Annotated in this window: 22 protein-coding genes; 15 read left to right on the forward strand and 7 right to left on the reverse strand. The window is 66.7% G+C overall.

Annotated features, from left to right (window positions below; genetic code table 11):
- The first annotated feature begins 24 nt into the window (after positions 1-24).
- Genes K0O62_RS05810 through K0O62_RS05825 form a run of 4 tightly spaced genes read left to right on the forward strand, consistent with a single transcriptional unit; the run spans position 25 to position 4,064 of the window.
- Positions 25-1,677: an acyl-CoA dehydrogenase family protein gene (locus K0O62_RS05810; protein WP_073856265.1), complete on the forward strand. Its 1,653-nt coding sequence runs from the start codon at positions 25-27 to the stop codon at positions 1,675-1,677.
- Positions 1,674-2,582 (forward strand): crotonase/enoyl-CoA hydratase family protein, encoded by a 909-nt coding sequence (locus K0O62_RS05815; RefSeq protein WP_073856266.1) that lies wholly within the window; start codon positions 1,674-1,676, stop codon positions 2,580-2,582. The genes K0O62_RS05810 and K0O62_RS05815 overlap by 4 nt, the downstream gene beginning before the upstream one ends.
- A gap of 4 nt (positions 2,583-2,586) precedes the next feature.
- Positions 2,587-3,300 (forward strand): PaaX family transcriptional regulator C-terminal domain-containing protein, encoded by a 714-nt coding sequence (locus K0O62_RS05820; protein WP_073856533.1) that lies wholly within the window; start codon positions 2,587-2,589, stop codon positions 3,298-3,300.
- The gene (locus K0O62_RS05825) at positions 3,297-4,064 is read left to right on the forward strand and encodes a crotonase/enoyl-CoA hydratase family protein (protein WP_073856267.1); all 768 of its coding nucleotides are present in this window, start codon (positions 3,297-3,299) and stop codon (positions 4,062-4,064) included. The genes K0O62_RS05820 and K0O62_RS05825 overlap by 4 nt, the downstream gene beginning before the upstream one ends.
- Before the next feature lie 12 nt (positions 4,065-4,076).
- Here K0O62_RS05825 and K0O62_RS05830 read toward each other — a convergent pair whose 3' ends face one another.
- Genes K0O62_RS05830 through K0O62_RS05840 form a run of 3 tightly spaced genes read right to left on the reverse strand, consistent with a single transcriptional unit; the run spans position 4,077 to position 5,562 of the window.
- Positions 4,077-4,475 (reverse strand): DUF3060 domain-containing protein, encoded by a 399-nt coding sequence (locus tag K0O62_RS05830; RefSeq protein ID WP_073856268.1) that lies wholly within the window; start codon positions 4,473-4,475, stop codon positions 4,077-4,079.
- A gap of 34 nt (positions 4,476-4,509) precedes the next feature.
- Complete coding sequence (locus K0O62_RS05835; protein ID WP_079244334.1) at positions 4,510-5,169, reverse strand: M15 family metallopeptidase; 660 nt, start codon at positions 5,167-5,169, stop codon at positions 4,510-4,512.
- Positions 5,170-5,172: 3 nt separating this feature from the next.
- Entirely contained in the window at positions 5,173-5,562 is a 390-nt protein-coding gene (locus K0O62_RS05840) for a DUF3060 domain-containing protein (protein WP_073856270.1), read from the reverse strand.
- Positions 5,563-5,661: 99 nt separating this feature from the next.
- On the opposite strand from K0O62_RS05840, the gene K0O62_RS05845 reads away from it, so the two are divergent.
- The 7 genes from K0O62_RS05845 (at position 5,662) to tuf (ending at position 12,021) form a co-directional block, all read left to right on the forward strand.
- On the forward strand, positions 5,662-6,234 hold the full coding sequence (locus tag K0O62_RS05845) for a DUF3558 domain-containing protein (RefSeq protein WP_073856271.1): 573 nt from the start codon (positions 5,662-5,664) through the stop codon (positions 6,232-6,234).
- Between the two features lies 1 nt (position 6,235).
- Entirely contained in the window at positions 6,236-6,766 is a 531-nt protein-coding gene (locus K0O62_RS05850) for a DUF3558 domain-containing protein (protein ID WP_073856272.1), read from the forward strand.
- A 52-nt stretch (positions 6,767-6,818) separates the two neighbouring features.
- A complete protein-coding gene (locus K0O62_RS05855; protein WP_073856273.1) occupies positions 6,819-7,385 on the forward strand; it encodes a TetR/AcrR family transcriptional regulator in 567 nt (188 codons plus the stop codon).
- Between the two features lie 338 nt (positions 7,386-7,723).
- Positions 7,724-8,098: a 30S ribosomal protein S12 gene (gene rpsL, locus K0O62_RS05860; protein WP_057166991.1), complete on the forward strand. Its 375-nt coding sequence runs from the start codon at positions 7,724-7,726 to the stop codon at positions 8,096-8,098.
- Positions 8,098-8,568 (forward strand): 30S ribosomal protein S7, encoded by a 471-nt coding sequence (rpsG, locus tag K0O62_RS05865; RefSeq protein ID WP_057166992.1) that lies wholly within the window; start codon positions 8,098-8,100, stop codon positions 8,566-8,568. The genes rpsL and rpsG overlap by 1 nt, the downstream gene beginning before the upstream one ends.
- A 64-nt stretch (positions 8,569-8,632) precedes the next feature.
- A complete protein-coding gene (gene fusA, locus K0O62_RS05870; protein WP_073856274.1) occupies positions 8,633-10,735 on the forward strand; it encodes an elongation factor G in 2,103 nt (700 codons plus the stop codon).
- A gap of 95 nt (positions 10,736-10,830) precedes the next feature.
- Positions 10,831-12,021, forward strand: coding sequence for an elongation factor Tu (gene tuf / locus K0O62_RS05875; RefSeq protein ID WP_073856275.1), 1,191 nt, complete (start codon positions 10,831-10,833; stop codon positions 12,019-12,021).
- 52 nt (positions 12,022-12,073) lie between these two features.
- Here the strand turns inward: tuf and K0O62_RS05880 are convergent, their stop codons facing one another.
- From K0O62_RS05880 to K0O62_RS05895, 4 genes are all read right to left on the reverse strand, one after another.
- A complete protein-coding gene (locus tag K0O62_RS05880) occupies positions 12,074-14,323 on the reverse strand; it encodes a sensor histidine kinase (protein WP_073856276.1) in 2,250 nt (749 codons plus the stop codon).
- Between the two features lie 18 nt (positions 14,324-14,341).
- A complete protein-coding gene (locus K0O62_RS05885) occupies positions 14,342-15,010 on the reverse strand; it encodes a response regulator transcription factor (protein ID WP_073856277.1) in 669 nt (222 codons plus the stop codon).
- A gap of 23 nt (positions 15,011-15,033) precedes the next feature.
- Positions 15,034-15,726 (reverse strand): response regulator transcription factor, encoded by a 693-nt coding sequence (locus K0O62_RS05890; RefSeq protein WP_073856278.1) that lies wholly within the window; start codon positions 15,724-15,726, stop codon positions 15,034-15,036.
- Between the two features lie 135 nt (positions 15,727-15,861).
- Entirely contained in the window at positions 15,862-18,117 is a 2,256-nt protein-coding gene (locus tag K0O62_RS05895) for a sensor histidine kinase (protein ID WP_079244593.1), read from the reverse strand.
- 157 nt (positions 18,118-18,274) lie between these two features.
- Here K0O62_RS05895 and K0O62_RS05900 point away from each other — a divergent pair, with 157 nt between their 5' ends.
- The 4 genes from K0O62_RS05900 to K0O62_RS05915 all read left to right on the forward strand — a co-directional run bounded on the left by K0O62_RS05900 (position 18,275) and on the right by K0O62_RS05915 (position 23,376).
- Entirely contained in the window at positions 18,275-19,096 is an 822-nt protein-coding gene (locus tag K0O62_RS05900) for an SHOCT domain-containing protein (protein ID WP_234800077.1), read from the forward strand.
- Between the two features lie 85 nt (positions 19,097-19,181).
- Entirely contained in the window at positions 19,182-20,669 is a 1,488-nt protein-coding gene (gene nhaC, locus K0O62_RS05905; RefSeq protein WP_205870714.1) for a Na+/H+ antiporter NhaC, read from the forward strand.
- Positions 20,666-22,114, forward strand: coding sequence for a basic amino acid/polyamine antiporter (locus K0O62_RS05910; protein ID WP_073856281.1), 1,449 nt, complete (start codon positions 20,666-20,668; stop codon positions 22,112-22,114). Before nhaC ends, K0O62_RS05910 begins: the two co-directional genes overlap by 4 nt.
- Before the next feature lie 11 nt (positions 22,115-22,125).
- Positions 22,126-23,376, forward strand: coding sequence for an arginine deiminase (locus tag K0O62_RS05915; protein ID WP_073856282.1), 1,251 nt, complete (start codon positions 22,126-22,128; stop codon positions 23,374-23,376).
- Positions 23,377-23,378 lie beyond the last annotated feature (2 nt).

The raw sequence follows: 23,378 nt of genomic DNA on the forward strand, positions 1-23,378 counted from the left end.
GTCGGCAAAATGTAACAGTGGATCATGGCCGAAACCCATGTCGTCACCAATCAGGCTCCGCCGCTGCTGGACCACAACCCCGCCACCTCGCCGGCGCTGATGGAGGCGCTGGTCCGCGAGGGTGGCGGTTGGGGCGTCGACGAGGTCACCGAACTCGGCGCGCTCGGCGGGTCGGCGCGCGCCCAGCGTTGGGGCGAGCTCGCCGACCGCAACCGGCCGGTGCTGCACACCCACGACCGCTACGGGCACCGGGTGGACGAGGTCGAATTCGATCCCGCCTACCACGAACTGATGAATGTGGCCGTCACGCACGGCCTGCACGGCGCCCCGTGGGCCGACGACCGGACCGGCTCGCACGTGGTCCGCGCCGCCAAGACCTCGGTGTGGACGCCCGAACCCGGGCACATCTGCCCGATCTCGATGACCTACGCCGTCGTCCCGGCGCTGCGCAACAACTCCGAACTCGCCGCGCGGTACGAACCGTTGCTGTCCAGCCGGGTCTATGACCCCGAACTCAAGGTGCCCGACACCAAGGCCGGTATCACCGCGGGCATGTCGATGACCGAGAAGCAGGGCGGCTCCGACGTCCGCGCCGGCACCACCGCGGCCGTCCGCAACGCCGACGGCACCTACGCCCTGACCGGGCACAAGTGGTTCACCTCGGCGCCGATGTGCGATGTGTTCCTGGTGCTGGCCCAGGCTTCCGGGGGCGAGCGAAGCGACAGGGGAAAATCCGGCGGGTTGTCCTGCTTCTTCCTGCCGCGCGTGCTGCCCGACGGCACCCGCAACCGGATGTTCCTGCAGCGGCTCAAGGACAAACTCGGCAACCACGCCAACGCCTCCAGTGAGGTCGAATACGACGGGGCCACTGCCTGGTTGGTCGGGGAGGAGGGGCGCGGCGTCAAGACCATCATCGAGATGGTCAACCTGACCCGGTTGGACTGCACCCTGGGCAGCGCCACCAGCATGCGCACCGGCCTGACCCGCGCGATTCACCACGCCCAGCACCGAAAGGCGTTCGGCGCCTACCTGATCGACCAGCCGCTGATGCGCAATGTGCTGGCCGACCTGGCGGTCGAGGCCGAGGCGGCGACCATGCTCGCGATGCGGATGGCCGGGGCCACCGATCGTGCGGTGCGCGGTGACGAACGCGAGTCGCTGCTGCGCCGGATCGGGCTGGCCGCCGCCAAGTACTGGGTGTGCAAGCGCGCCACCCCGCACGCCGCCGAGGCGATGGAATGCCTGGGCGGCAACGGCTACGTCGAGGACTCCGGGATGCCGCGGCTGTACCGGGAGGCGCCGCTGATGGGCATCTGGGAAGGCTCGGGCAACGTCAGTGCACTGGATACGTTGCGCGCCATGGCAACCCGGCCGGAATGCATCGAGGTCCTCTTCGACGAGTTGGCCCTCGCCCAGGATCCGCGGCTGGACGCCCACGTCGGGACGCTGAAGGCCCAGCTCGGCGACCTCGACGGTATCGAATACCGGGCCCGCAAGATCGCCGAGGACATCTCCTTGGCGCTGCAGGGTGCGCTACTGGTGCGCCACGGTCATCCCGCGGTCGCCGAGGCGTTCCTGACCAGCCGGCTGAGCGGGCAGTGGGGTGGGGCGTTCGGCACCCTGCCCGCCGGACTCGATCTGGGGCCGATCCTGGAGCGGGCGATGGTCAAGGGATGACCGACACGCTGAACACGATGACCTACGAGGTCACCGGCCGCGTCGCCCGGATCACCTTCAACCGGCCGGACAAGGGCAACGCCATCATCGCCGACACCCCGGTCGAACTGGCGGCCTGCGTGGAGCGCGCCGACCTGGATCCGAATGTGCACGTGATCCTGGTTTCCGGTGCGGGGCAGGGATTCTGCGCGGGCTTCGACCTCGGCGCCTACGCCGACGGCAGCTCCTCGGCCGGATCCGACCGGCGCGGCACCGTGCTCGACGGGCGCACCCAGGCGGTCAACCACCTGCCCGACCAGCCGTGGGATCCGATGATCGACTACCAGATGATGAGCCGGTTCGTGCGCGGGTTCGCCAGCCTGATGCACTGCGACAAGCCCACCGTGGTCAAGATTCACGGGTACTGCATCGCCGGGGGCACCGATATCGCCCTGCACGCCGACCAGGTGATCATTGCCTCCGACGCCAAGATCGGCTACCCGCCGATGCGGGTGTGGGGTGTGCCGGCGGCCGGGCTGTGGGCGCATCGGCTCGGTGACCAGCGCGCGAAAAGGCTGCTGTTCACCGGGGATTGCCTCACCGGAACCCAAGCCGCCGAGTGGGGGCTGGCGGTGGAAGCGCCCGAGCCGCAGGACCTCGACGAACGTACCGAACGCCTGGTGGCCCGCATCGCCGCGATGCCGGTCAACCAGCTCATCATGGCCAAGCTGGCCTGCAACACCGCGCTGCTGCAGCAGGGGGTGGCCACCAGTCGGATGGTCGGCACCGTGTTCGACGGCGTCGCCCGGCACACCCCGGAGGGGCACGCCTTCGTCGCCGACGCCCGCGAACACGGCTTCCGGGAGGCCGTCCGGCACCGCGACGAGCCGCTCGGTGATCACGGCCGCCGGGCCTCGGGGGTGTGATCCGGTGCGCCTGACCGCCCGATCGGTGGTGCTCAGTGTCCTGCTCGGCGCGCACCCCGCATGGGCCTCGTCATCCGAGCTGGCGGTGTTGACAGCGGATTTCGGCATTCGCGACTCGACGCTACGGGTGGCGCTGACCCGGATGGTCGGGGCCGGGGACCTGGTGCGGTCGGCCGACGGCTACCGGCTCTCGGACCGGCTGCTCGCCCGCCAGCGCCGTCAGGACGATGCGATCGACCCGCATGAGCATCCGTGGGACGGCACCTGGACGACGCTGCTGATCACCAGTGTCGGCGCCGATGCGCGTACCCGAGCCGACCTGCGGAACACTTTGCTGCAGAACAGGTTCGGTGAACTGCGCGAGGGCGCCTGGCTGCGGCCCGACAATCTCGATGTGGCGCTGCCCGCGGACGTCCGGGCCAGGGTGCGGATGCTGCGCAGCCGCGACGAGGACCCGGCGGATCTGGCCGCCCAGCTGTGGGACCTGCCGTCCTGGGCGCGGGAGGGGGACCGGTTGCTCGCCGAAATGGCCGAGGCGCCGGACGTTCCCGGGCGCTTCGTGGTGGCCGCGGCGATCGTGCGGCACCTGCTGACCGACCCGGTACTGCCGGCACAACTGCTGCCGGCGCACTGGCCCGGGGAACAGCTCCGGTCGGTCTACCGGGATTTCGCCGCCGAACTGGTCGCGCGGCGTGACAATCGGGTGGAGGCGGTATGACGACAACGAGTGGCGGGGTGCGCGTCGAACGCAACGGGCCGGTGACGACCGTCGTCATGAACCGGCCGCGGGCACGCAATGCGGTCAACGGGCCGGCCGCGGCCGAACTGTTCGCAGCCTTCGACGAGTTCGATCACGACGACACGGCCGCAGTCGCGGTGCTGTGCGGGGACAACGGAACCTTCTGTGCGGGAGCAGATCTCAAGTCGATCGGCACAACGGATTCCAACCAGACCCACCGCAGCGGACCCGGCCCGATGGGCCCGACCAGGATGGTGCTGTCCAAACCCGTCATCGCCGCGGTCAGCGGCCATGCGGTGGCCGGTGGGCTGGAGCTGGCGGTGTGGTGCGATCTGCGGGTCGTGGAGGAGGACGCGGAGTTCGGGGTGTTCTGCCGGCGCTGGGGTGTGCCGCTGATCGACGGCGGCACCGTCCGGTTGCCGCGACTGATCGGGCACGGCCGGGCCATGGACCTGATCCTCACCGGCCGGGCCGTGGGCGCGCAGGAAGCCCTCCAGATCGGGCTGGCCAATCGAGTGGTCGAGAAGGGGCAGGCCCGGGCGGCCGCCGAGGAACTGGCCGCCCAGCTCGCCGCGCTACCGCAGCTTTGCCTGCGGGCCGACCGGCTCTCGGCGCTGCGTCAGTGGGGTGAAACCGAAGGGGCGGCAATGGACTTCGAATTCGGCAGCTTGGCCGCGGTGGCGCCCGAATTGTCCGCCGGGGTGCAGCGGTTCGTCGACGGCGCCGGGCGGCACGGCGCCTGATTCCGAGAGCGGCTAGCCCTTGCTCACCTTGTTGCCGCTGCCGAGGTCTTCCACCTTCGGGTCGCCGGCCTTGTAGACCACCGTGTTGTCGATGCCGACCACACTGATCTCGGACTCGACACGCTCCAGGGTCACCTTGTTGTCGGCCCCGCCGATGTTGACGCTGGAGCAGCTGCCCTTGATGGTCAGGGTGTTGTTGGAGCCGCCGACATTGAGTGACTTGCCCTGCGCACAGTCGATTTCGGTGGTGGTGCCGAAGGACCCGTAGTTGATGGTGTTGCCGATCTGGACCTGCGCGCCCGATGACCCGGCCGTCATGGTGGGTGCCGGGGAATCGCCGTCGGCACCGCAACCGGTGAGACCGAGCGCGAGGACTGCCGCGGCGACCGGTCCTGCGATGTGAGTGCGCATAGCTCCCTCGATTCGTAGCTGGTCGTTGTCCAGCCTATGTGACGGGGACGTTGATCACGGGTCGCCGCTCACCGGCGCCCGGCCCGTCGAAATGCCACCACTCTCCGGAATACACGCTCAGCCCGCCGGCGGCCATGGCCTCGCGCAGCACAGCCCGGTTGTACTGGGCGGCGGCACTCACTCCCGTGGTGGCGTACGCGTTCGCGGCCGGCCGGAAATCGTCGAAACCCGTACCCATGTCGGTCAAAGCGGTCGCGCTCGCCGTCGTCACATCGACCGACCGGCCGGACTCGTGACTCTTCGAATACGGCCCCGGCCGGGCCACCCACGCCGGGTTGGACACCACCTCGAACATCCGGACCTGCACATCATGGGGCCGGTAGCAGTCCCAGAACACCAGCCGCAGGCCGCGCGTCCGCAGTTGCGCCGCGGCCGTGGCCAGCCCGTGCGCCAGTGACTCGTGGATCAGGCAGCGGGCGCCGGTCGGATAGAGCTGGGTCCCGGTGAAATTGTCGGGCCGCGCGTAGCGCAGGTCGATGACGGCGTCGGGTACGGCGTCACGGACATCGACGAAGCCGACCGCGCGCGCCGCGGCCGAGACCGGGGCGGCCGCACTCACCGGCGCGGTCGCGAGCCCGGCCGTACCGAGCACCCCAGAGACGAGGAGGGCGACGAGCTGGGCAGGACGGCGCACAGATCAGGCCGGGGCCCAGTTGATGCGGTTGGTCATGCCGAGTTCGCGGCCGCGGTCGATCAGCGCGGGCGTGCCGCCGTGATAGATCACGGTCTGGTCGTAGCCGTACACCGTGATGTCGTTGACCACGTTGTCGGCGATGACGATGTTCGACGAGCCCTGCATCGTCACCGCCCAGCAGGAGCCCTTGGCGTTGATGGTGTTGCCGGTGCCGTTGACCAACAACGTCGCGTTGTTGCAGTCGATCGTCTGCACGATGCCCTGCCCGGTGATGTGGGTGTCGCCGTTCTTGGCCTGCGCGGCCGGCGCGGCCAGACCCGCCAGCACCAGGGGAACGACCAGCGCGCCGGCCGCCACGGACCGGGGCCGACTCTGCAGACTCAGGCTCACCATGGGCAACAGCGTACGGTGCCCGCCTGCGGCCGGGGCACCCGTTGGGAGTGTTTGCGATCAGGTCGCCGAGGTGACCGGCGCTGGGTAGCGTGAGCAGCGATGCGTGGGCGTGGCAATGGGTTCGTCCCCCGAGTGACCGGCACCGTCGCCGCGGCAACCGCGGTGCTGGCGGTGGCAGGCTGCGCGCAGCAGGTCGACGGCGTGGCACAGCCCGCGCGCTCCGCTGCCGAGCGCGGCTACGGCTTCACCGATGACCGCTGCGGGTTGCTGACGGACGGCTCGGTGCGGACGGCCCTGGCCGCGGACGAGGTGACCAGGCCCTATAGCGGCGCGGTGTGCCAGTACGTGCTGTCGCGCGCGGGCGTCATGCTCGACGTGACCTTCACCTGGTTCGACACCGGGAATCTGGACCGCGAGCGTGCCGTGGCCGCCGACCGCGGCGCCCAGATCAGCGACACCGTCGTCGAACGCCGGCCCGCGTTCCTGGCGCGGCGGGACACCACCGGCACGGCGTGTGCGGCGACCGCGGCCGCCGGCGGGGGAGTGCTGAGCTGGTGGGTACAGACCCGCGGAAGCGAGCGCAGCGACGAAGGCAAGCCGGGTACCGGCGGTGCCGATGTGTGCCTCGATGCCGAGAAGCTGCTCTCGGCCACCTTGAAGTCGGACATGTGACATGCGCCGTCTCACGATGATCACCGCGGCCGCGCTGGCGCTCGCCGGATGCACCGCGGGACATCCGCAGTCCGAGCCGACGCCGGCCGCCCCCGCCGACGCGCCGGTGACATCGGCCACCTGGGGGATCGGCACGGACTGCAACGGCATCGCCGACGCCGACGTCGCCCGCGCGACGGGAACCGCCCTGTTCGCCAAGGTCCTGGTCAACGATGTCGGGTGCTTCTGGCAGGAGAACACGGTGACCGGCACGTTCGGCGCCGGGATGGGGATCTCGACCTGGCGTTACCGCGGAAGCGACATCGCCGCCGAGCGCGAACTCGAACAACAGTCCGGGCGCACCCTGGCCGAATTGTCGATCCAGGGCAACAAGGGGTTCAAGGCGTACGACGCCAATACCTGCAGCATCTATGTGGCCAAGGGGCAGGACCTGATCACCTGGTCGATCCAGACGATGAACCCGTCCACGCTGCCCCCGCTGTGCGCGATCACCGACCAGCTGGCCGAACTCAGCCAGGACCGGGTGAACTAGAGTCATTAGTTGGCCCGGGTTCGGGTGATCACGACACTCGGAGGACTTGCGAATGGCAGCGCGGGCGACAAAGCTGAGCCGCGACTCGATCGTGAGCGCCGCGCTGGCCTTCCTGGACCGCGAGGGCTGGGATGCGCTGACCATCAACGCGCTGGCCACCCAGCTGGGCACCAAGGGGCCCTCGCTCTACAACCATGTACAGAGCCTGGAAGACCTGCGCCGAACAGTGCGGATGCATGTCATCAAGGACATCATCGGGATGCTGAACGCGGTCGGTGAAGGCCGTACCCGCGACGATGCGGTGGTCACCATGGCCAGCGCGTACCGCAGCTACGCCCACCATCATCCGGGCCGGTATTCGGCGTTCACCCGGATGCCGCTGGGCGGTGACGACCCCGAGTACACCGCGGCCGCCCGGGAGGCCGCCGGCCCGGTGCTGGCCGCCATGTCGTCCTACGGACTGGTCGGCGATAACGCGTTCTATGCGGCCCTGGAGTTCTGGTCGGCGCTGCACGGGTTCGTGCTGCTGGAGATGACCGGTGTGATGGACGATGTCGACACCGATGCGGTCTTCACCGACATGGTGCTGAGGCTGGCGGCGGGCATGGAACGCAGGTAGCGTTCGTTTGACCTGCTGCGGCACCTCAGCGCAGCCGTGGTGTCTGACCTGCGGTAAGGCGCTCACGCGCGGGTTTGGTTCGGCACGCCCACCCCTGGTATTGTGGAGCTTCGTGCCTGGCTGTCAGGGGGCGCATGCGGCTGCGAAAACGGCCGGTATGCCCGCAGGTCGGGCGAATTCGTGTGTCTTCGTGTGTCCAGGATGCATCGGAAGTTCGATGTGGGCGCACGCGACACGCCCGGTCGCGGGGTACGCGGCGGGGCGAAAGTAGCAGTACAGAGACTTGCCAGAACCACTGAGCCAGCAGAAGTAGAAGTAGCAACACAGAAAGCCGGTACATGCCAACCATCAACCAGCTGGTCCGCAAGGGTCGCCGCGACAAGGTCGCGAAGGTGAAGACCGCGGCCCTCAAGGGCAGCCCGCAGCGTCGCGGTGTGTGCACTCGCGTGTACACCACCACCCCGAAGAAGCCGAACTCGGCGCTTCGGAAGGTCGCCCGCGTGAAGCTGACGACGGGGGTTGAGGTCACCGCCTACATCCCCGGTGAAGGCCACAACCTGCAGGAGCACTCGATGGTGCTGGTCCGCGGCGGTCGTGTGAAGGACCTCCCGGGTGTGCGCTACAAGATCATTCGCGGCTCGCTGGACACCCAGGGTGTCAAGAACCGCAAGCAGGCACGTAGCCGTTACGGCGCGAAGAAGGAGAAGAGCTAATGCCGCGCAAGGGTCCCGCGCCGAAGCGCCCGTTGGTCAACGACCCCGTCTACGGGTCGCAGCTGGTCACCCAGCTGGTCAACAAGGTGCTGCTGGACGGCAAGAAGTCGCTCGCCGAGCGCATCGTCTACGGCGCCCTGGAGCAGGCTCGTGACAAGACCGGCACCGATCCGGTCGTCACCCTCAAGCGCGCTCTGGACAACGTGAAGCCCGCCCTCGAGGTGCGCAGCCGCCGTGTCGGTGGCGCCACCTACCAGGTGCCGGTCGAGGTTCGTCCGGAGCGTTCGACCACGCTGGCGCTGCGCTGGCTGGTCAGCTTCTCCAAGGCACGCCGCGAGAAGACCATGGTCGAGCGTCTCGCCAACGAGATCCTCGACGCCAGCAATGGCCTCGGTGCCGCTGTGAAGCGACGCGAAGACACGCACAAGATGGCCGAAGCAAACCGGGCCTTCGCGCATTACCGCTGGTGATCACGTCCCTTCGGGGCGTCACGCCAACTAGCAATCAAGCAAGCGAAAGAGTGGGAAACTAGCCGTGGCACAGGACGTGCTGACCGACCTCACGAAGGTCCGCAACATCGGCATCATGGCGCACATCGACGCCGGCAAGACGACGACGACCGAGCGCATCCTCTTCTACACGGGTGTCAACTACAAGATCGGTGAAACGCACGACGGTGCGTCCACCACCGACTGGATGGAGCAGGAGCAGGAGCGGGGTATCACCATCACCTCCGCTGCCGTCACGTGCTTCTGGAACCAGAACCAGATCAACATCATCGACACCCCCGGTCACGTCGACTTCACCGTCGAGGTGGAGCGTTCGCTGCGCGTGCTCGATGGCGCCGTTGCCGTGTTCGACGGCAAGGAAGGCGTGGAGCCGCAGTCCGAGCAGGTGTGGCGGCAGGCCGACAAGTACGACGTCCCGCGTATCTGCTTCGTCAACAAGATGGACAAGCTGGGTGCGGACTTCTACTTCACCGTGCAGACCATCAAGGACCGCCTCGGCGCCAAGCCGCTGGTCATCCAGCTGCCGATCGGTGCCGAGAACGACTTCGAGGGCATCATCGACCTGGTCGAGATGAACGCGAAGGTCTGGCGCGGCGAGACCAAGATGGGCGAGAGCTACGAGACCGTCGAGATCCCCGCGGATCTGGCCGAGAAGGCCGAGCAGTACCGCAATGAGCTGCTCGAGACCGTCGCCGAGACCGACGATGCGTTGATGGAGAAGTTCTTCGGTGGCGAAGAACTCACCATCGACGAGGTCAAGGGCGCGATCCGCAAGCTGACCGTCAACAGCGAGATCTACCCGGTGCTGTGTGGCAGTGCGTTCAAGAACAAGGGCGTGCAGCCCATGCTCGACGCCGTCATCGACTACCTGCCCTCGCCGCTGGACGTCGAATCCGTGCAGGGCCACGTGCCCAACAAGGAAGACGAGATCATCAGCCGGAAGCCTTCGGTCGATGAGCCGTTCTCCGCGCTGGCGTTCAAGATCGCCGTGCACCCGTTCTTCGGCAAGCTCACCTACGTCCGGGTGTACTCGGGCAAGGTCGAGTCCGGTGCGCAGGTCGTGAACTCCACCAAGGGCAAGAAGGAGCGTCTGGGCAAGCTGTTCCAGATGCACGCCAACAAGGAGAACCCGGTCGAGCGTGCCTCCGCCGGTCACATCTACGCCGTGATCGGTCTGAAGGACACCACGACCGGTGACACCCTGTGCGACCCGAACGACCAGGTCGTGCTGGAGTCGATGACCTTCCCCGATCCGGTGATCGAGGTGGCCATCGAGCCCAAGACCAAGAGTGACCAGGAGAAGCTGGGCACGGCCATCCAGAAGCTGGCCGAAGAGGATCCCACCTTCAAGGTGCACCTGGATCAGGACACCGGCCAGACCGTCATCGGCGGTATGGGCGAGCTGCACCTGGACATCCTGGTGGACCGCATGCGTCGCGAGTTCAAGGTCGAGGCCAATGTCGGCAAGCCGCAGGTGGCTTACCGCGAGACGATCAAGCGCTCCGTGCAGAACGTCGAGTACACCCACAAGAAGCAGACGGGTGGCTCCGGCCAGTTCGCGAAGGTCATCATCAGCCTCGATCCGTTCGAGGGTGAAGACGGTGCGACCTACGAGTTCGAGAACAAGGTCACCGGTGGCCGCATCCCGCGCGAGTACATCCCGTCTGTGGATGCCGGTGCGCAGGACGCCATGCAGTACGGCGTGCTCGCCGGCTACCCGCTGGTGAACGTGAAGGTCACCCTGCTCGACGGCGCATACCACGACGTCGACTCGTCGGAAATGGCCTTCAAGGTGGCCGGCTCCCAGGCGCTGAAGAAGGCCGCGCAGTCGGCTCAGCCGGTGATCCTGGAACCGATCATGGCCGTCGAGGTCATCACGCCCGAGGATTACATGGGCGATGTGATCGGCGATTTGAACTCCCGCCGTGGTCAGATCCAGGCCATGGAGGAGCGCAGCGGTGCGCGCGTCGTCAAGGCGCAGGTGCCGCTGTCGGAGATGTTCGGCTACGTCGGCGACCTTCGGTCGAAGACCCAGGGCCGGGCTAACTACTCCATGGTGTTCGACTCGTACGCCGAAGTGCCGGCGAACGTGTCGAAGGAGATCATCGCCAAGGCGACCGGCCAGTAGTTTCTGGTTCGATCCGCTTCGGCAGACCGCACAACTGAACACATCAATACACCTGCTTTAAGTAAAAGCACCAACAAGTCCAGGAGGACACCACAGTGGCGAAGGCGAAGTTCGAGCGGACGAAGCCGCACGTCAACATCGGGACCATCGGTCACGTTGACCACGGCAAGACCACGCTGACCGCAGCAATCACCAAGGTGCTGCATGACCAGTACCCCGATTTGAACGAGTCGCGCGCATTCGACCAGATCGACAATGCGCCCGAGGAGCGTCAGCGCGGTATCACCATCAACATCTCCCACGTGGAGTACCAGACCGAGAAGCGTCACTACGCACACGTGGATGCCCCCGGTCACGCTGACTACATCAAGAACATGATCACCGGTGCGGCCCAGATGGACGGCGCCATCCTCGTGGTCGCCGCCACCGACGGCCCGATGCCGCAGACCCGCGAGCACGTGCTGCTCGCCCGTCAGGTCGGCGTGCCCTACATCCTGGTCGCGCTGAACAAGTCGGACATGGTCGACGACGAAGAGCTGCTCGAGCTCGTCGAGATGGAGGTCCGCGAACTGCTGGCCGCCCAGGACTTCGACGAGGACGCCCCGGTCGTCAAGGTTTCGGCCCTGAAGGCTCTCGAGGGTGACGAGAAGTGGGTCAAGTCGGTTCAGGACTTGATGGCCGCTGTGGACGAGTCCATCCCGGACCCGGTTCGCGAGACCGACAAGCCCTTCCTGATGCCCGTCGAGGACGTGTTCACCATCACCGGTCGTGGCACCGTGGTGACCGGTCGCGTCGAGCGTGGCGTGATCAACGTCAACGAAGAGGTCGAGATCGTCGGCATCCGTCCCGAGACCACCAAGACCACGGTCACCGGTGTCGAGATGTTCCGCAAGCTGCTCGACCAGGGCCAGGCCGGTGACAACGTCGGTCTGCTGGTTCGTGGCATCAAGCGCGAAGATGTCGAGCGCGGCCAGGTTGTCGTCAAGCCCGGCACCACCACCCCGCACACCGAGTTCGAGGGCAGCGTCTACATCCTGTCCAAGGACGAGGGTGGCCGCCACACGCCGTTCTTCAACAACTACCGTCCGCAGTTCTACTTCCGTACCACGGACGTGACCGGCGTGGTGACCCTGCCCGAGGGCACCGAGATGGTGATGCCCGGTGACAACACCGACATCTCCGTCAAGCTGATCCAGCCCGTCGCCATGGACGAGGGCCTGCGGTTCGCCATCCGTGAGGGTGGACGTACCGTCGGCGCCGGCCGCGTGACCAAGATCATCAAGTAGGTTCCGCCTACGGGATCATCTAAGTGATCTAGCTTTACCAAGAGAGCGGCGCTCACCCGAAAGGGTGGGCGCCGCTTTCGTTTTCGGCGGTATCGCACCGGACGGTCAGCCAGGTGGTGTCACCGGCGACCGTCAGCTCCACACCCTCCGACCAGGGCAGTGCGCCGGCCAGCACATCCGGATCCTCGATATCGGGGCAGACGATGCTGGCGGTCAGCACGTCGTCCGACGTGGTCAGCGCAATGCGCGCCGAGGTGGCCGACACCTTCAGGGCACAGTCCAGCGCCTCGACGACCCGGCAGATCGTGGCGTCACCGAGGGCGGGCAGCTCGCCTTCCACATGGACCGACACGTCGATGTGCCGTTCCTCGGCGGCCGTGATCGCCGGACGCAGCCGCGCCGGCAGCGGGTGGTCGAAACTGGCGGACTGATCGAACAGGACCCGCATCCGCTGACACTCCAGGCGAGCGCGGCGGCGGAATGATTCGTCGAGCGGTTCGCCGTCCCGCAACGCCTCCAGCAGTGGGCGGACATTGTTGACCAGTTCCGCGTAGCGCCGGTTGTACTCATCGGCAAGTGCTTGTGCCAGACGGCCATCGGCGATGAGCCGAACCCGCTGCACGGTCTCCTGATGCGCGGCCACCGACGCATCGGCGATGAGGGTGTGCAACAGCAGCACGCACAGCTGGACGGTCAGGATGCTCGCCGTGCCGAATCCGATATTGACCAGGGTGTCCGCGGTGGGGCTGCGCAGCAGGCTTGCCACGGCGGGGGCGAACCAGAACAGCACCAGGATGGCGCCCGCGCGGCCGGCCGGCATGCGCAGCAGCAGCGGCAGCACGCACCAGCCGATCGCACCCTGCGACCACTGCGCCTGACCGCCGATCAGGTCGGGTGGCACCGACATCGTCTGAACCAGCGCCACGATCATCAGGATGCCCGCACCCAGCGCCGGTGTCGTGCCCCGCCCGGTGCGGATCATCGGTATCGCGCTCAGCGTGCAGGCGGCGGCGATCGCCGCCAGCGCGAGCTGCAGTCCCGGGTGCACGTCCGGGGCGGAAAAGGGCGCTGTCACCGCCACATTGAGCACCGCATAGATGGCCATCCCGATCCCGAAACCGGTGCGGATCCGGGTGATCAGCTGGTCAGGGTCGGAGATCCTGTCGGCACGTTCGGTCGGCCACCGCAGCGCCACCGTGGTGCCGGCGCCGGGCCGTGAGGTGATGACGGCGCGGCCGCCCAGTTGCGTCATCCGACCCTGCACCGATGCGGACAACCCGAAACCGCGACCCGGGGTCGCCGGGTCGAAACCCACGCCGTCATCGGTGATGGTCACCCCGGCCGCACCGACATCGATGGTCACCAGCTCTGCATCTGCGTGCCGGTCGACATTGGTCAGCACTTCACGGGCCGCCGCGATGACCGCGACGCCGACCTCCCCGGTGACCCTCCATTCGTCAAACCCGGTGAAGCTGAACGGAGTACGCAGATGCGCGGCGAGCTCCCGGAGCGGTTCGACCACTTCGACGGAGCCGTCCGGAGTCTGCGGCGGGCCGTCGGCCAGGACATCGAGATCCCGCCGGGCCTGCGTGGCCAGGCCCGCCGCCGGGATCTCCGCACCCTGTCCGGCCAGCATCAGGGTGGAGGCGACGGTGTCGTGCAGCAGCCGGGTCTGTTCCCGGTCGTAGGCGCGGACGGCGGCGTTGACGGTCTCGTTGACCTCCATCACCTCGCGGGCGTGCCGTGCGGCGTCCACGGCGTCGGCGACTCGCAGTGTCACGAAACGCATCACGGTCGAGGCTGTCCACTGCAACGCGAAATAGTAGAGATTGAAGATCTCCGGCACCTGAGACCAGCCGACGACCTGGGCGGCGCCGTGGGCGTAGGCCGCGGCAATGGTCACGGTCATGGGCAGCGAGATCCGGGGCCGCAGCGACAGGGCGAACGCGACGACCGCGGTGCCGGCGACGGCGATCGGTGCACAGTTGGAGCGGTGGAAGTCGGGTCCCGCGACCATGAGCGGTACCGCCAGACAAACAGCTACGGTGGCAACGAAATCCAGCGCGGTCATCACCGGGGATGCCGACCGGGTGAGCAGCCGGTAGGCCGACCAGAGGCCGACGACGACCAGCAGCATGGTGCCTGCGGGGGTGGCGATGTCGGCGGGATCGGCCGCCATGGTCAGCGCGACAATCACATTCGCGCCGTGGCGCATCAGCAGTGTGGACGTGGTGGCACGGTCGATGATGTGTCGTCGCGCCGAGTCGAGCCGCCGGCCGGCGGTCAGTTCAGTGGGGATCACGCGTCTGTGGGCGGACTTTCAGAATTCGTCGACGCTGATCAGTCCATCCTGGATGGCGCGGGCGACGAGTGCGGCCTTGGTCTTCGCGGGACGCCCGACCGCGGCGTACTTGAGCCGGATCCGTTGCAGGTGCGTACGCACCGTCGCCGGGGAGATGAACAGCCGGCTGCCCACCAGTTCCTTGCTCTCGGTTTGGAACCAGGCGACCAACACTTCTTTTTCCCGGGCGGCCAGCGAGGGCCGGCCCACGGCGCTGTCGCTGTGCAGGGCGCCGGCCATCCGCGGACCGACGTACGGGGTGTCCGACGCCGCGGACTGCACGGCCTCCATCAGGTGCCGTTTTCCTTCGGACTTGACCAGATAGGTGACCGCTCCGAGATCGAGGCAGCGCAGGATCACTTCGTTGTGTTCCAGGTGGGAGTACACCACCACGCGGTGGCCGGCGTCGACGATGCGTTCCAGGGCGGCGAAATCCGGCTTGCGGTTCGTGAGTTCCAGATCGACCACCGCCACCTGCACGGCCGGCGAGGGCACCGGGTGGGCGCCGAGGAATGATTCGGCGTCGAAGAAGGAGCCGCTCACCAGAATCGGTGGAACGGTCGCCGCGCACCAGGCCTTGATCCCGCTGTGGATGACGTCGTGATCGTCGATGACAGCGATGCACAACGGGTCGGTATCCACGGACAAGCCCGATCCCTTTCCGTGGGTCTCTACAGGTCTTCGATGCTGAGGATGCCGTCCTGAACCGCGCGGGCGATCAGCGCCGCCTTGGTGGGCGCCGGCCGGCCGACCGCGGCGTACTTCGCGCGTGCCCGCTGCAGATGGGTGCGCACCGTCGACGGCTCGATGAACAGGCGCTTGGCGACGAACTCCTTGTTCTCGGTCTGGAACCAGGCGATCAGCACCTCGCGCTCGCGGGTGCTCAATCCTGGCCTGCCCACCGTGCGGTCGTTGAACAGTGCCTTGGCCATCCGCGGCCCCACATACGGGGTGTTCGCGTGGGCTGCGTAGACGGCGTCGAACAGGTGCTGTTTGTCCTCGCCCTTGGCCAGGAACGTGATGGCGCCGGCGTCCAGGCTGGACAGGATCACCTCGTCGGTGGCCATGTGCGAGTAGACGATGACCCGGTGTCCGGCCTCGCAGACCCGCCGCAGGGTCTCGAATTCGGGCTGGAACCGTTCGTATTGCAGGTCGAACAACACCACATCGATGTCCTCGCCGCCCCGCGGGTGGTCGGCCAAAAACGCGGCAGGATGTGGATAATCGGCGACCAATTCGATGGGTGGATTACAACCGGCAAACCAGGCGCGCACTCCCGCGTGAATGACATCGTGATCGTCGATCAGAGCCACGGAGATGCCGTCGGTGGCGCGGTCCGCCCCGCGGTTAACCGCTCTAATCATGTGCTTCAACCGAAGTAGGAACGATCATCAAACGGCTCCCCGCCCGTAGCAATACACGTGACTTTACCCCCCATGCGCCAGAAATTCGCAAGCGAATGCGCATTCTGGCTAACGAAATTGTCGCGAGGGTAGATTTTATGCGATCTCGGCGTGTTCCTCGACTCGTGTGTCGACGGGAAGTGGGTGGTGCACGCTGATCCACACCGCGCCGCCGATCTCGGTGACTTCGATGCGCGGCTCATCGGTGTCACCCGGTCGCGGTTGTACCGGAGTACCGGGGTCGTCGCAGATGATGCTCGCGATCAGCTCCCCGGGAACCACGGTCAGGCCGATCCGGGCGTAGTCGACCGCACGTTCGAGCGTCGATTCGATCGGTTCCAGTAGGCGCCGTCGCTCCTCGCGGTCCAGTCTGGGCAGGTTGTCGTCGGCATTCAAGGACACCACCACGCCGCGCTCGTCCGCGTCGTCGATCGCGGGCTGCAGGTCGGTGATCAGCGGGTGGGCGGATGTGCGGGCCTGGAAGATGTACAACCGCAGCCGCCGGGATTCGATGCGGGCCCGCCGGCGGATGTCGGCGTCCATCGTGCCGGTGCTCAGCGACTGCAACAGCGGGAACACCCCGCGGATCAGCTTCGAGGTGCGTCGCACATAGTCGTCGTGCAGGGCTTCGGTGATCCGGCGCTGGGAGTCCTTGGCCCACCGGTCCCGGATCTCCTCGGCGGCAGTGGCATTGGCGTCGCGCAGCAACACCGGAAAGGCCAGCACGAAGATCTGGACCACCACGATGCCGGCCGTGTACAGCGACAGGTTGTAGGCCGTCGCGATCCCGGGTTCGTGCACGAAGTTCATGATCGCGGTGCCCAGCCAGAAGGTGAGCAGGACGCCGGCGGCGAAGATCGGCCGGATCCGCAGTAGGTAGGGCAGGATGCACAGCGCGGTGGCCGCCAACGGCCATTGCGCCAGGCCGCCGAGCAGAGCGTCGGGCAGCAGTTCGGCCTGGACGAAAATCACCACCGCCATCAGGATCAGCGCGGGGATGGTGAGATCCGGTTTCCGGCCGAGCACCCGGGGGATGCCCCCGAGGGCCACCAGCGCGGCCAGTCCGCCGAGGCCGAACTGCGCGGCAGGATGGTCGCTGCTGGCCGCCGCGTACGGCACGATAGTGGCCAGTTGCACGAATGCGAACGCCACGATGCCCAGTCCGAACCGGGCCAGAATGCGTTCGGTGAGTTGGTCCACATCCGCGATGGTCGGGGCGCCCGGTGTGCTGCGTTGCAGCTGATGCCAATTGACGGTGACGACGGTGCCGCCGCCGGGCGAGGACCGCACCGATGCGGTGCCGTGAGCGCGCCGCATCCGCCCGACGATCGATTCGGCGACGCCGTGTCCGAGCGTCGTGCTGACCGGGTCGAACCCGACGCCGTCATCGCTGACGGTCACCGCGGTGGGCGAGACGTCGATGACGATGCGGGACGCCTGCGCATGCTTGTCCGCGTTGTTGAGCGCCTCCCGGACGACGGCGACGATCGCATTGGCGGTGTGGCCGTCCAGGATCAGCCGGGTCAAGCCGGTCAGTTCGACCGGTGTCCTGGCGTGTTGGGCCTCGGCACGGATCGCCGCGGTGATGTCGGCGGGCGACTTCGCGTCCAGCCCGACCGGTTCGTTGGCCAGCAGCGCCAGATCGCGGCGGGCCTGCGCGGCGATGCGTTCCGGGGAGACCTCGGCGCCTTCGCCGACTATCCGCAGAGTCGACGCGGCGGTGTCGTGCACCAGCGCCATGTGCTCGAGTTCGTGGTCGCGCACGGCCGCCGCGATCGCGTCCCGCAGGGCGGCGTCGCGGTTGTCGGCCCGCGCCTGGTCGACGCGGCGTGCCACCGTCCGTGCGGTCAGCACCAGCACCGTGGTCACGACCCATTCGACGGCCAGCATGGGGACGAGCATCGGAATGCGGATGACCTCCGACCACCCGACGACATCCGACCACCCGACGACCTGCGCACAACCGACCATGTAGGAGGCGGTGATCGCCACTGCCGCCGGAAAGCTGATCTTCGGCGGGTAGGCGATGGCGCAGGTGACCACGGCGACCCCGGCGATCACCTGCGGTACCGAGTTGGTGTAGAGCAGCTGCGGGTCGGTGCCGAAGATGGGAATCCCCGCCGCGACGGCCAGCACGTAGCCGAAATCGATGAGCCGGGCCGTCGTCGACCGGGACCTGGTCACCAGCCGGTAGCAGGACCAGCCGGCCAGGAGGCCCAGGGCCACCAGACCGATGTTCGATTCGGGCGTGTTCGGCAGCAAAAGCGCACTGATCGAGGCGACGAACGTGACCGTGTTGAGCAGGATGACCGAGACGTCCTGGGCGCGCGCGATCACCTGCTGCTCAGACACATGAACCGTTGGGTTGTGGCCGCGCTCGAGCACAAGTAATTATGTACTCGATGTCCGTGGCAAAGTCAGTCAATTGGCGGACATTGCCAGATAGATCACGTGCGCCCGGGCGGTGGCCGTGCTACGGGTCGTCCGGTGACACGAGGGGGAGTGACCGGTGTTGTGGCGTTACGTGAAGGCCCAGAGCATGGTGCTGCTGTGTGGTGGTCTGGTCGGGCCGATCTTTCTGGGGGTCTACTTCGCCACCGGTCAGGACCCGCTGATGAGGTGGATGTTCTGGACCGGTCTGTTGGTCACGGCCATCGACGTGCTCGCCGCGTTGGCGCTCGCCGGTTACGGAGCCGACGCGCAGGCGAAGTCCGCGCACCTGGAAGCGCACGGCGTGCTGGGGCTGGCACAGATCCTCGGCATGGCCGAGACGAACACCCGGATCAATGACCGGCCGGTGGTAAAACTCAGCCTGCGTATATCGGGGCCGGGGCTGGCGACCTTCGACGCCGAGGACCGGGTGATCGCCGACGTGACCCGGCTGGGCGTGTTGACCGCGGGCCGACTTGCGGTGCTGGTCGATCCCGCGACCGGTCGGTTCCGGATCGATTGGGAACGCAGCAGTTTGATCACCGGGCAGATGCCCGCGACGTTCGCGATCGCCGAGGACGACGCGACCTATGACCTGACCGGGCAGGTCGAGCCGCTGATGGAGATCCTGCAGATCCTCAAGGCCAACGGAATCGGCATGACCAGCATGGTCGACCTGCGGAACAACCCCGTCGCCCGCGGGCAGGTGCAGGCGGTGGTCCGCCGGGCGGCCGCGCAGTGGGCCCAGCATGCGCCGCCGCCGGCCGCGGTCCACCTGCCGCCGACGTCGGAGGTCAGTACGGCACGGCGACTGCAGGAACTGGAGACGTTACGGGCCACCGGGGCGATCTCGCAGGACGAGTACACGGCGAAGAGGCAACAGATCATCGCCGACCTGTAAACGAAGCCGCAACGCCGATTTCGCATTCTGGATATCGTGGCCCTGATAACGTCCGACGCATCTGTCTGGGGCCTGGGAGGATTCGGTGACGGATGCTGGGGGGTTCACCGCGGTCCGGCCGCCTTCGCTGCTCGATGCACTGCTTCCGCTGGGCGTGCTCGCCGGTCTGATCGCGGGTGCGCTGGCACTGTTCGGCCTTGCCGCACTGGACGGGCCGATTCAGGTGGCGCTCGTCCTGTGCTGCGCCGTGGCGGCGCTGATCGCGATGAAGAACGGACATCGCTGGCCCGCGGTTCAGGAGGCCGGCCAAGGTGCCCTGTCCTCGATCACCAGCGCGTTGTTCATCCTGCTCGCGGTGGGTGCGCTGATCGGAACCTGGAATCTCTCGGGAACCATTCCGACCCTGGTGTACTACGGAATTCAGGTGCTGTCCCCGGGCTTCTTCTATATCGCCGCGGCCGTCATCTGCGGGGTGGTGGCGCTGTCCATCGGCAGTTCCTGGACCACCGCGGGCACCATCGGGGTGGGTCTGGTGGGGATTGCCGTGATGGTGGGAGTATCCGCACCGATCACCGCGGGTGCGGTGATCTCCGGCGCCTATCTCGGTGACAAGCTCTCCCCGCTGTCGGAGACCACCATCCTCACCGCTCAGATGGTGAAGGTGGATCTCTACACCCATATCCGGAGTCAGGCCTGGACGTCGATACCGGCATTCGTGTTGGCGGCCATTGTGTTTGCGGTACTCGGCGTTGCGGGACCGGCCGTGCACGACGAGGTCGCCGAGGCCGTCGAACTGGCCAAGCTCGGTGACATCTACTGGATCAACCCATGGAACCTGCTCCCGATGGTATTGCTGGCAGTGTTGTCAATTCGAAAAACACCGGCATCGCTTGCCCTTCTGGCTTCATCCTTGTTCGCCGGTGCGCAGGCGGCGATTCTGCAACGCGATGTCATCGCCGAGTTCGTCGTAGGTTTCGGCGGCAGCAGTGATCCGATAATCGGTGGGGTGCAAGCCACTTGGAAGGCCATGGCCAACGGATTTGCCATGAACTCCGGGATCGGTGAAATCGACCAGTTGTTGTCACGCGGTGGGATGGACAGCATGCTGCTCACCATCTGGCTGATCATCGCGGCCGTCACCTTCGGCGCGCTGCTGGAGCAGTTCGGCCTACTCGACCGGATCATCCATCCGCTCATTGCATCCGCAACAACCACCGGCCGGCTCTATCTGTCGGTCTTCGCGACCGGATTCGGCCTCAATATCGTCGCCGGCGACCAGTACATCGCGCTGGTGCTGCCGAGCCGGATGTACCGGATCGAGTTCGAGCGAAGGCAATTGGCGCCTCAGAACCTGTCCCGCCTCGCGGCGGACAGCGGTACCGTCACCTCGGCGCTGATCCCGTGGAACTCGTGTGGCGCGTTCATGAGCGCGGTGCTCGGAGTTTCCACGCTGGCCTACCTGCCTTTTGCGTTGTTCAACATCTTCAGTCCGGTCCTCAGTGTGCTCTACGGTTTCACCGGATTCCGGATCCTGAAAACTCAATCCGATGAGGAAGCTGGGGTCGACCAGTGACTGCTACCGAGGTGACCACCAGCGATCGTGACAACAAGGTCAGTCTCACCACGCTGACCGCGATGGTCGTCGGCTCGATGATCGGGTCCGGCGTGTTCCTGCTGCCGCGGCGGTTCGGTGCCGAAGCCGGCGTGGCCGGTGCGCTGATCGCGTGGACCATCGCCGGTGCCGGCATGCTGATGCTGGCCTTCGTCTTCCAGCGCCTGGCCACCCGCAAGCCCGACCTGGACGCCGGCATCTACGCCTATGCGCGGGCCGGCTTCGGGGACTATGTCGGCTTCAACTCCGCGTTCGGATTCTGGGCGTCGGCGTGTGCGGGCAACACCTCCTACTGGGTTCTGATCATGGCGACCACCAGTGCGCTGTTCCCCGCTCTCGGTGCCGGGGACACGGTCCTGGCGGTGATCTGCTCATCGATCGGGGTGTGGTTGTTCTTCTACCTGATCATTCGCGGCGTCAAGGAGGCGGCGATCATCAACCGGATCGCCACCTTCGCCAAGATCGTGCCGATCCTGGTGTTCATCGTGATCGCCCTGATCGCCTTCAAGGCCGACGTGTTCGCCGGGAACTTCTGGGGCGGGGACGGAAACTATTCTGCGAGTTCGTTGTTCGAACAGGCCAAGGGCACCATGCTGATCACGGTGTTCGTGTTCCTGGGTATCGAGGGTGCCAGCGTGTATTCCCGCTTCGCCCGCAAGCGCGAGGATGTGGGCAGGGCCACCGTCATCGGTTTCCTGTCCGTGCTCGCGGTCTTCATGCTCGTCACACTGTCCTCCTACGGGGTCATGACCCAGTCCGAACTGGCCGGCGTCGCCCAGCCGGCTATGGCATCGGTCCTGGAATCCGTTGTCGGCGAATGGGGTTCGGTATTCATCCGGGTCGGTGTGATCCTCTCGGTGTTGGGGGCCTATCTGGCCTGGACGTTGATGGCCGCCGAGATCCTCTACATTCCGGCGAAAGCCAAGGACATGCCCAAGTTCCTGGCGAAGGAGAATGCCAACGGTGCTCCGGTTCCGGCGTTGGTGATGGCCGGTGGTCTGGTGCAGTTGCTCCTGATCCTGCTGCTGTTCACTTCCGAGGCGCTGGATTTCATGCTCGACCTGACGGCCGCGCTGGCGCTGATCCCGTATCTGCTGGCCGCGGCGTACGCCCTCAAGTTGACCCTCACCCGGGAGACCTACGGGGACCGGCGGTCGCTGGTGCCGGACATGGTGATCTCCGCGGTGGCCACGATCTACACCCTGTTCTTGGTGTACGCGGCCGGCTGGGACCACCTGCTGCTGTCCTGCATCCTGTACGCCCCCGGTGCGCTGCTGTACTGGAAAGCACGTCGGGAGAACAACGTTCGAGTGTTCACCCCGGCTGAGGCCGTGCTGTGTGCCGTCATCGTGGCGGGCGCAGTGGCCGGCGTCATCTTCCTGATCACCGGCGCGATCGCAATCTGAGAGGACTCGAAATGACCACCCAACCGTCTGCCTCCTACGGGGTGCACTCCGAGGTCGGCACGCTGCGCAAGGTGCTGGTCTGCTCGCCGGGGCTGGCCCACGAGCGGCTCACCCCGACGAACTGCGACGACCTCCTGTTCGACGATGTGCTCTGGGTGCAGAATGCGCGGCGCGACCACTTCGACTTCATGGACAAGATGCGTGACCGCGATGTCGAGGTCGTCGAGTTGCACGAACTGCTGACCCAGACGATGCAGATCCCCGAGGCCAAGGCCTGGCTGCTGGACCGCAAGATCGTGGCCAACGAGGTCGGTCTCGGGCTCGTCGACGACACCCGGGGCTTCCTGGATTCCCTGGAGGCGCGCAGGCTCGCCGAACTGCTGATCGGCGGGATGTCCACCCGGGACCTGCCCAGCGATATCCGGTCCGGCTACCGGGCGTTGGCGCGCGAGGACTCCGGCGTCACCGAGTACCTGATGCCACCACTGCCGAACACGCTCTACACCCGCGACACCACCTGCTGGTTCTACGGCGGCCTGACCCTGAACCCGCTGTACTGGCCGGCCCGTCACGACGAGACACTGCTGATGAAGGCCATCTACGAATTCCACCCCGACTACGTGGGGTCCACGGTGTGGTGGGGAGATCCGGAGAAGTCCTGGGGGTTGGCCACCATCGAGGGTGGGGACGTCCTCATCCCGGGTAATGGCGTGGTGCTCATCGGGATGAGTGAACGCACATCGCGCCAGGCCATCACCCAGGTGGCCGCCGAACTGTTCGCGCAGGGGGCCGCCGAGAAGGTGATCGTGGCCGGCATGCCGAAACTGCGCGCGGCCATGCACCTGGACACGGTGTTCACCTTCGCCGACCGGGACGTGGTGACCATCTACCCCGACATCGTGGACAACATCGCCCCGTTCACCCTGCTGCCCAGCGACCGGGACCCCGGGATCGAGGTGGTCGAGGAGGACAAGCCGTTCACCGAGGTGGTGGCCGCCGCATTGGGCCTGGCGGAGCTGCGGATCGTGGAGACCGGAGGCACCCGGTACGACTCGGAACGACAGCAGTGGGACAGCGGCAACAACCTGGTCGCCGTCGAACCCGGCGTCGTGTTCGCCTATGACCGCAACATCCACACCAACTCGCTGCTGCGCAAGGCGGGGGTCGAGGTGATCACCATCGTGGGCGCCGAACTGGGCCGCGGGCGCGGAGGTGGGCACTGTATGACCTGCCCGATCCTGCGGGACCCGGTCAGCTTCTAGTT

Origin of the sequence: Mycolicibacterium diernhoferi, from assembly GCF_019456655.1 — a bacterium.
GTDB classification, from domain to species: Bacteria; Actinomycetota; Actinomycetes; order Mycobacteriales; family Mycobacteriaceae; genus Mycobacterium; species Mycobacterium diernhoferi.

Coding starts and splice junctions, on each gene's coding strand:
- K0O62_RS05815 (WP_073856266.1), top strand. CDS start 1,674: ATGACCGACACGCTGAACACGATGACCTACGAGGTCACCGGCCGCGTC.
- K0O62_RS05840 (WP_073856270.1), bottom strand. CDS start 5,562: ATGGTGAGCCTGAGTCTGCAGAGTCGGCCCCGGTCCGTGGCGGCCGGC.
- K0O62_RS05810 (WP_073856265.1), top strand. CDS start 25: ATGGCCGAAACCCATGTCGTCACCAATCAGGCTCCGCCGCTGCTGGAC.
- rpsL (WP_057166991.1), top strand. CDS start 7,724: ATGCCAACCATCAACCAGCTGGTCCGCAAGGGTCGCCGCGACAAGGTC.
- K0O62_RS05855 (WP_073856273.1), top strand. CDS start 6,819: ATGGCAGCGCGGGCGACAAAGCTGAGCCGCGACTCGATCGTGAGCGCC.
- K0O62_RS05915 (WP_073856282.1), top strand. CDS start 22,126: ATGACCACCCAACCGTCTGCCTCCTACGGGGTGCACTCCGAGGTCGGC.
- K0O62_RS05850 (WP_073856272.1), top strand. CDS start 6,236: ATGCGCCGTCTCACGATGATCACCGCGGCCGCGCTGGCGCTCGCCGGA.
- K0O62_RS05830 (WP_073856268.1), bottom strand. CDS start 4,475: ATGCGCACTCACATCGCAGGACCGGTCGCCGCGGCAGTCCTCGCGCTC.
- K0O62_RS05845 (WP_073856271.1), top strand. CDS start 5,662: ATGCGTGGGCGTGGCAATGGGTTCGTCCCCCGAGTGACCGGCACCGTC.
- rpsG (WP_057166992.1), top strand. CDS start 8,098: ATGCCGCGCAAGGGTCCCGCGCCGAAGCGCCCGTTGGTCAACGACCCC.
- K0O62_RS05890 (WP_073856278.1), bottom strand. CDS start 15,726: ATGATTAGAGCGGTTAACCGCGGGGCGGACCGCGCCACCGACGGCATC.
- K0O62_RS05825 (WP_073856267.1), top strand. CDS start 3,297: ATGACGACAACGAGTGGCGGGGTGCGCGTCGAACGCAACGGGCCGGTG.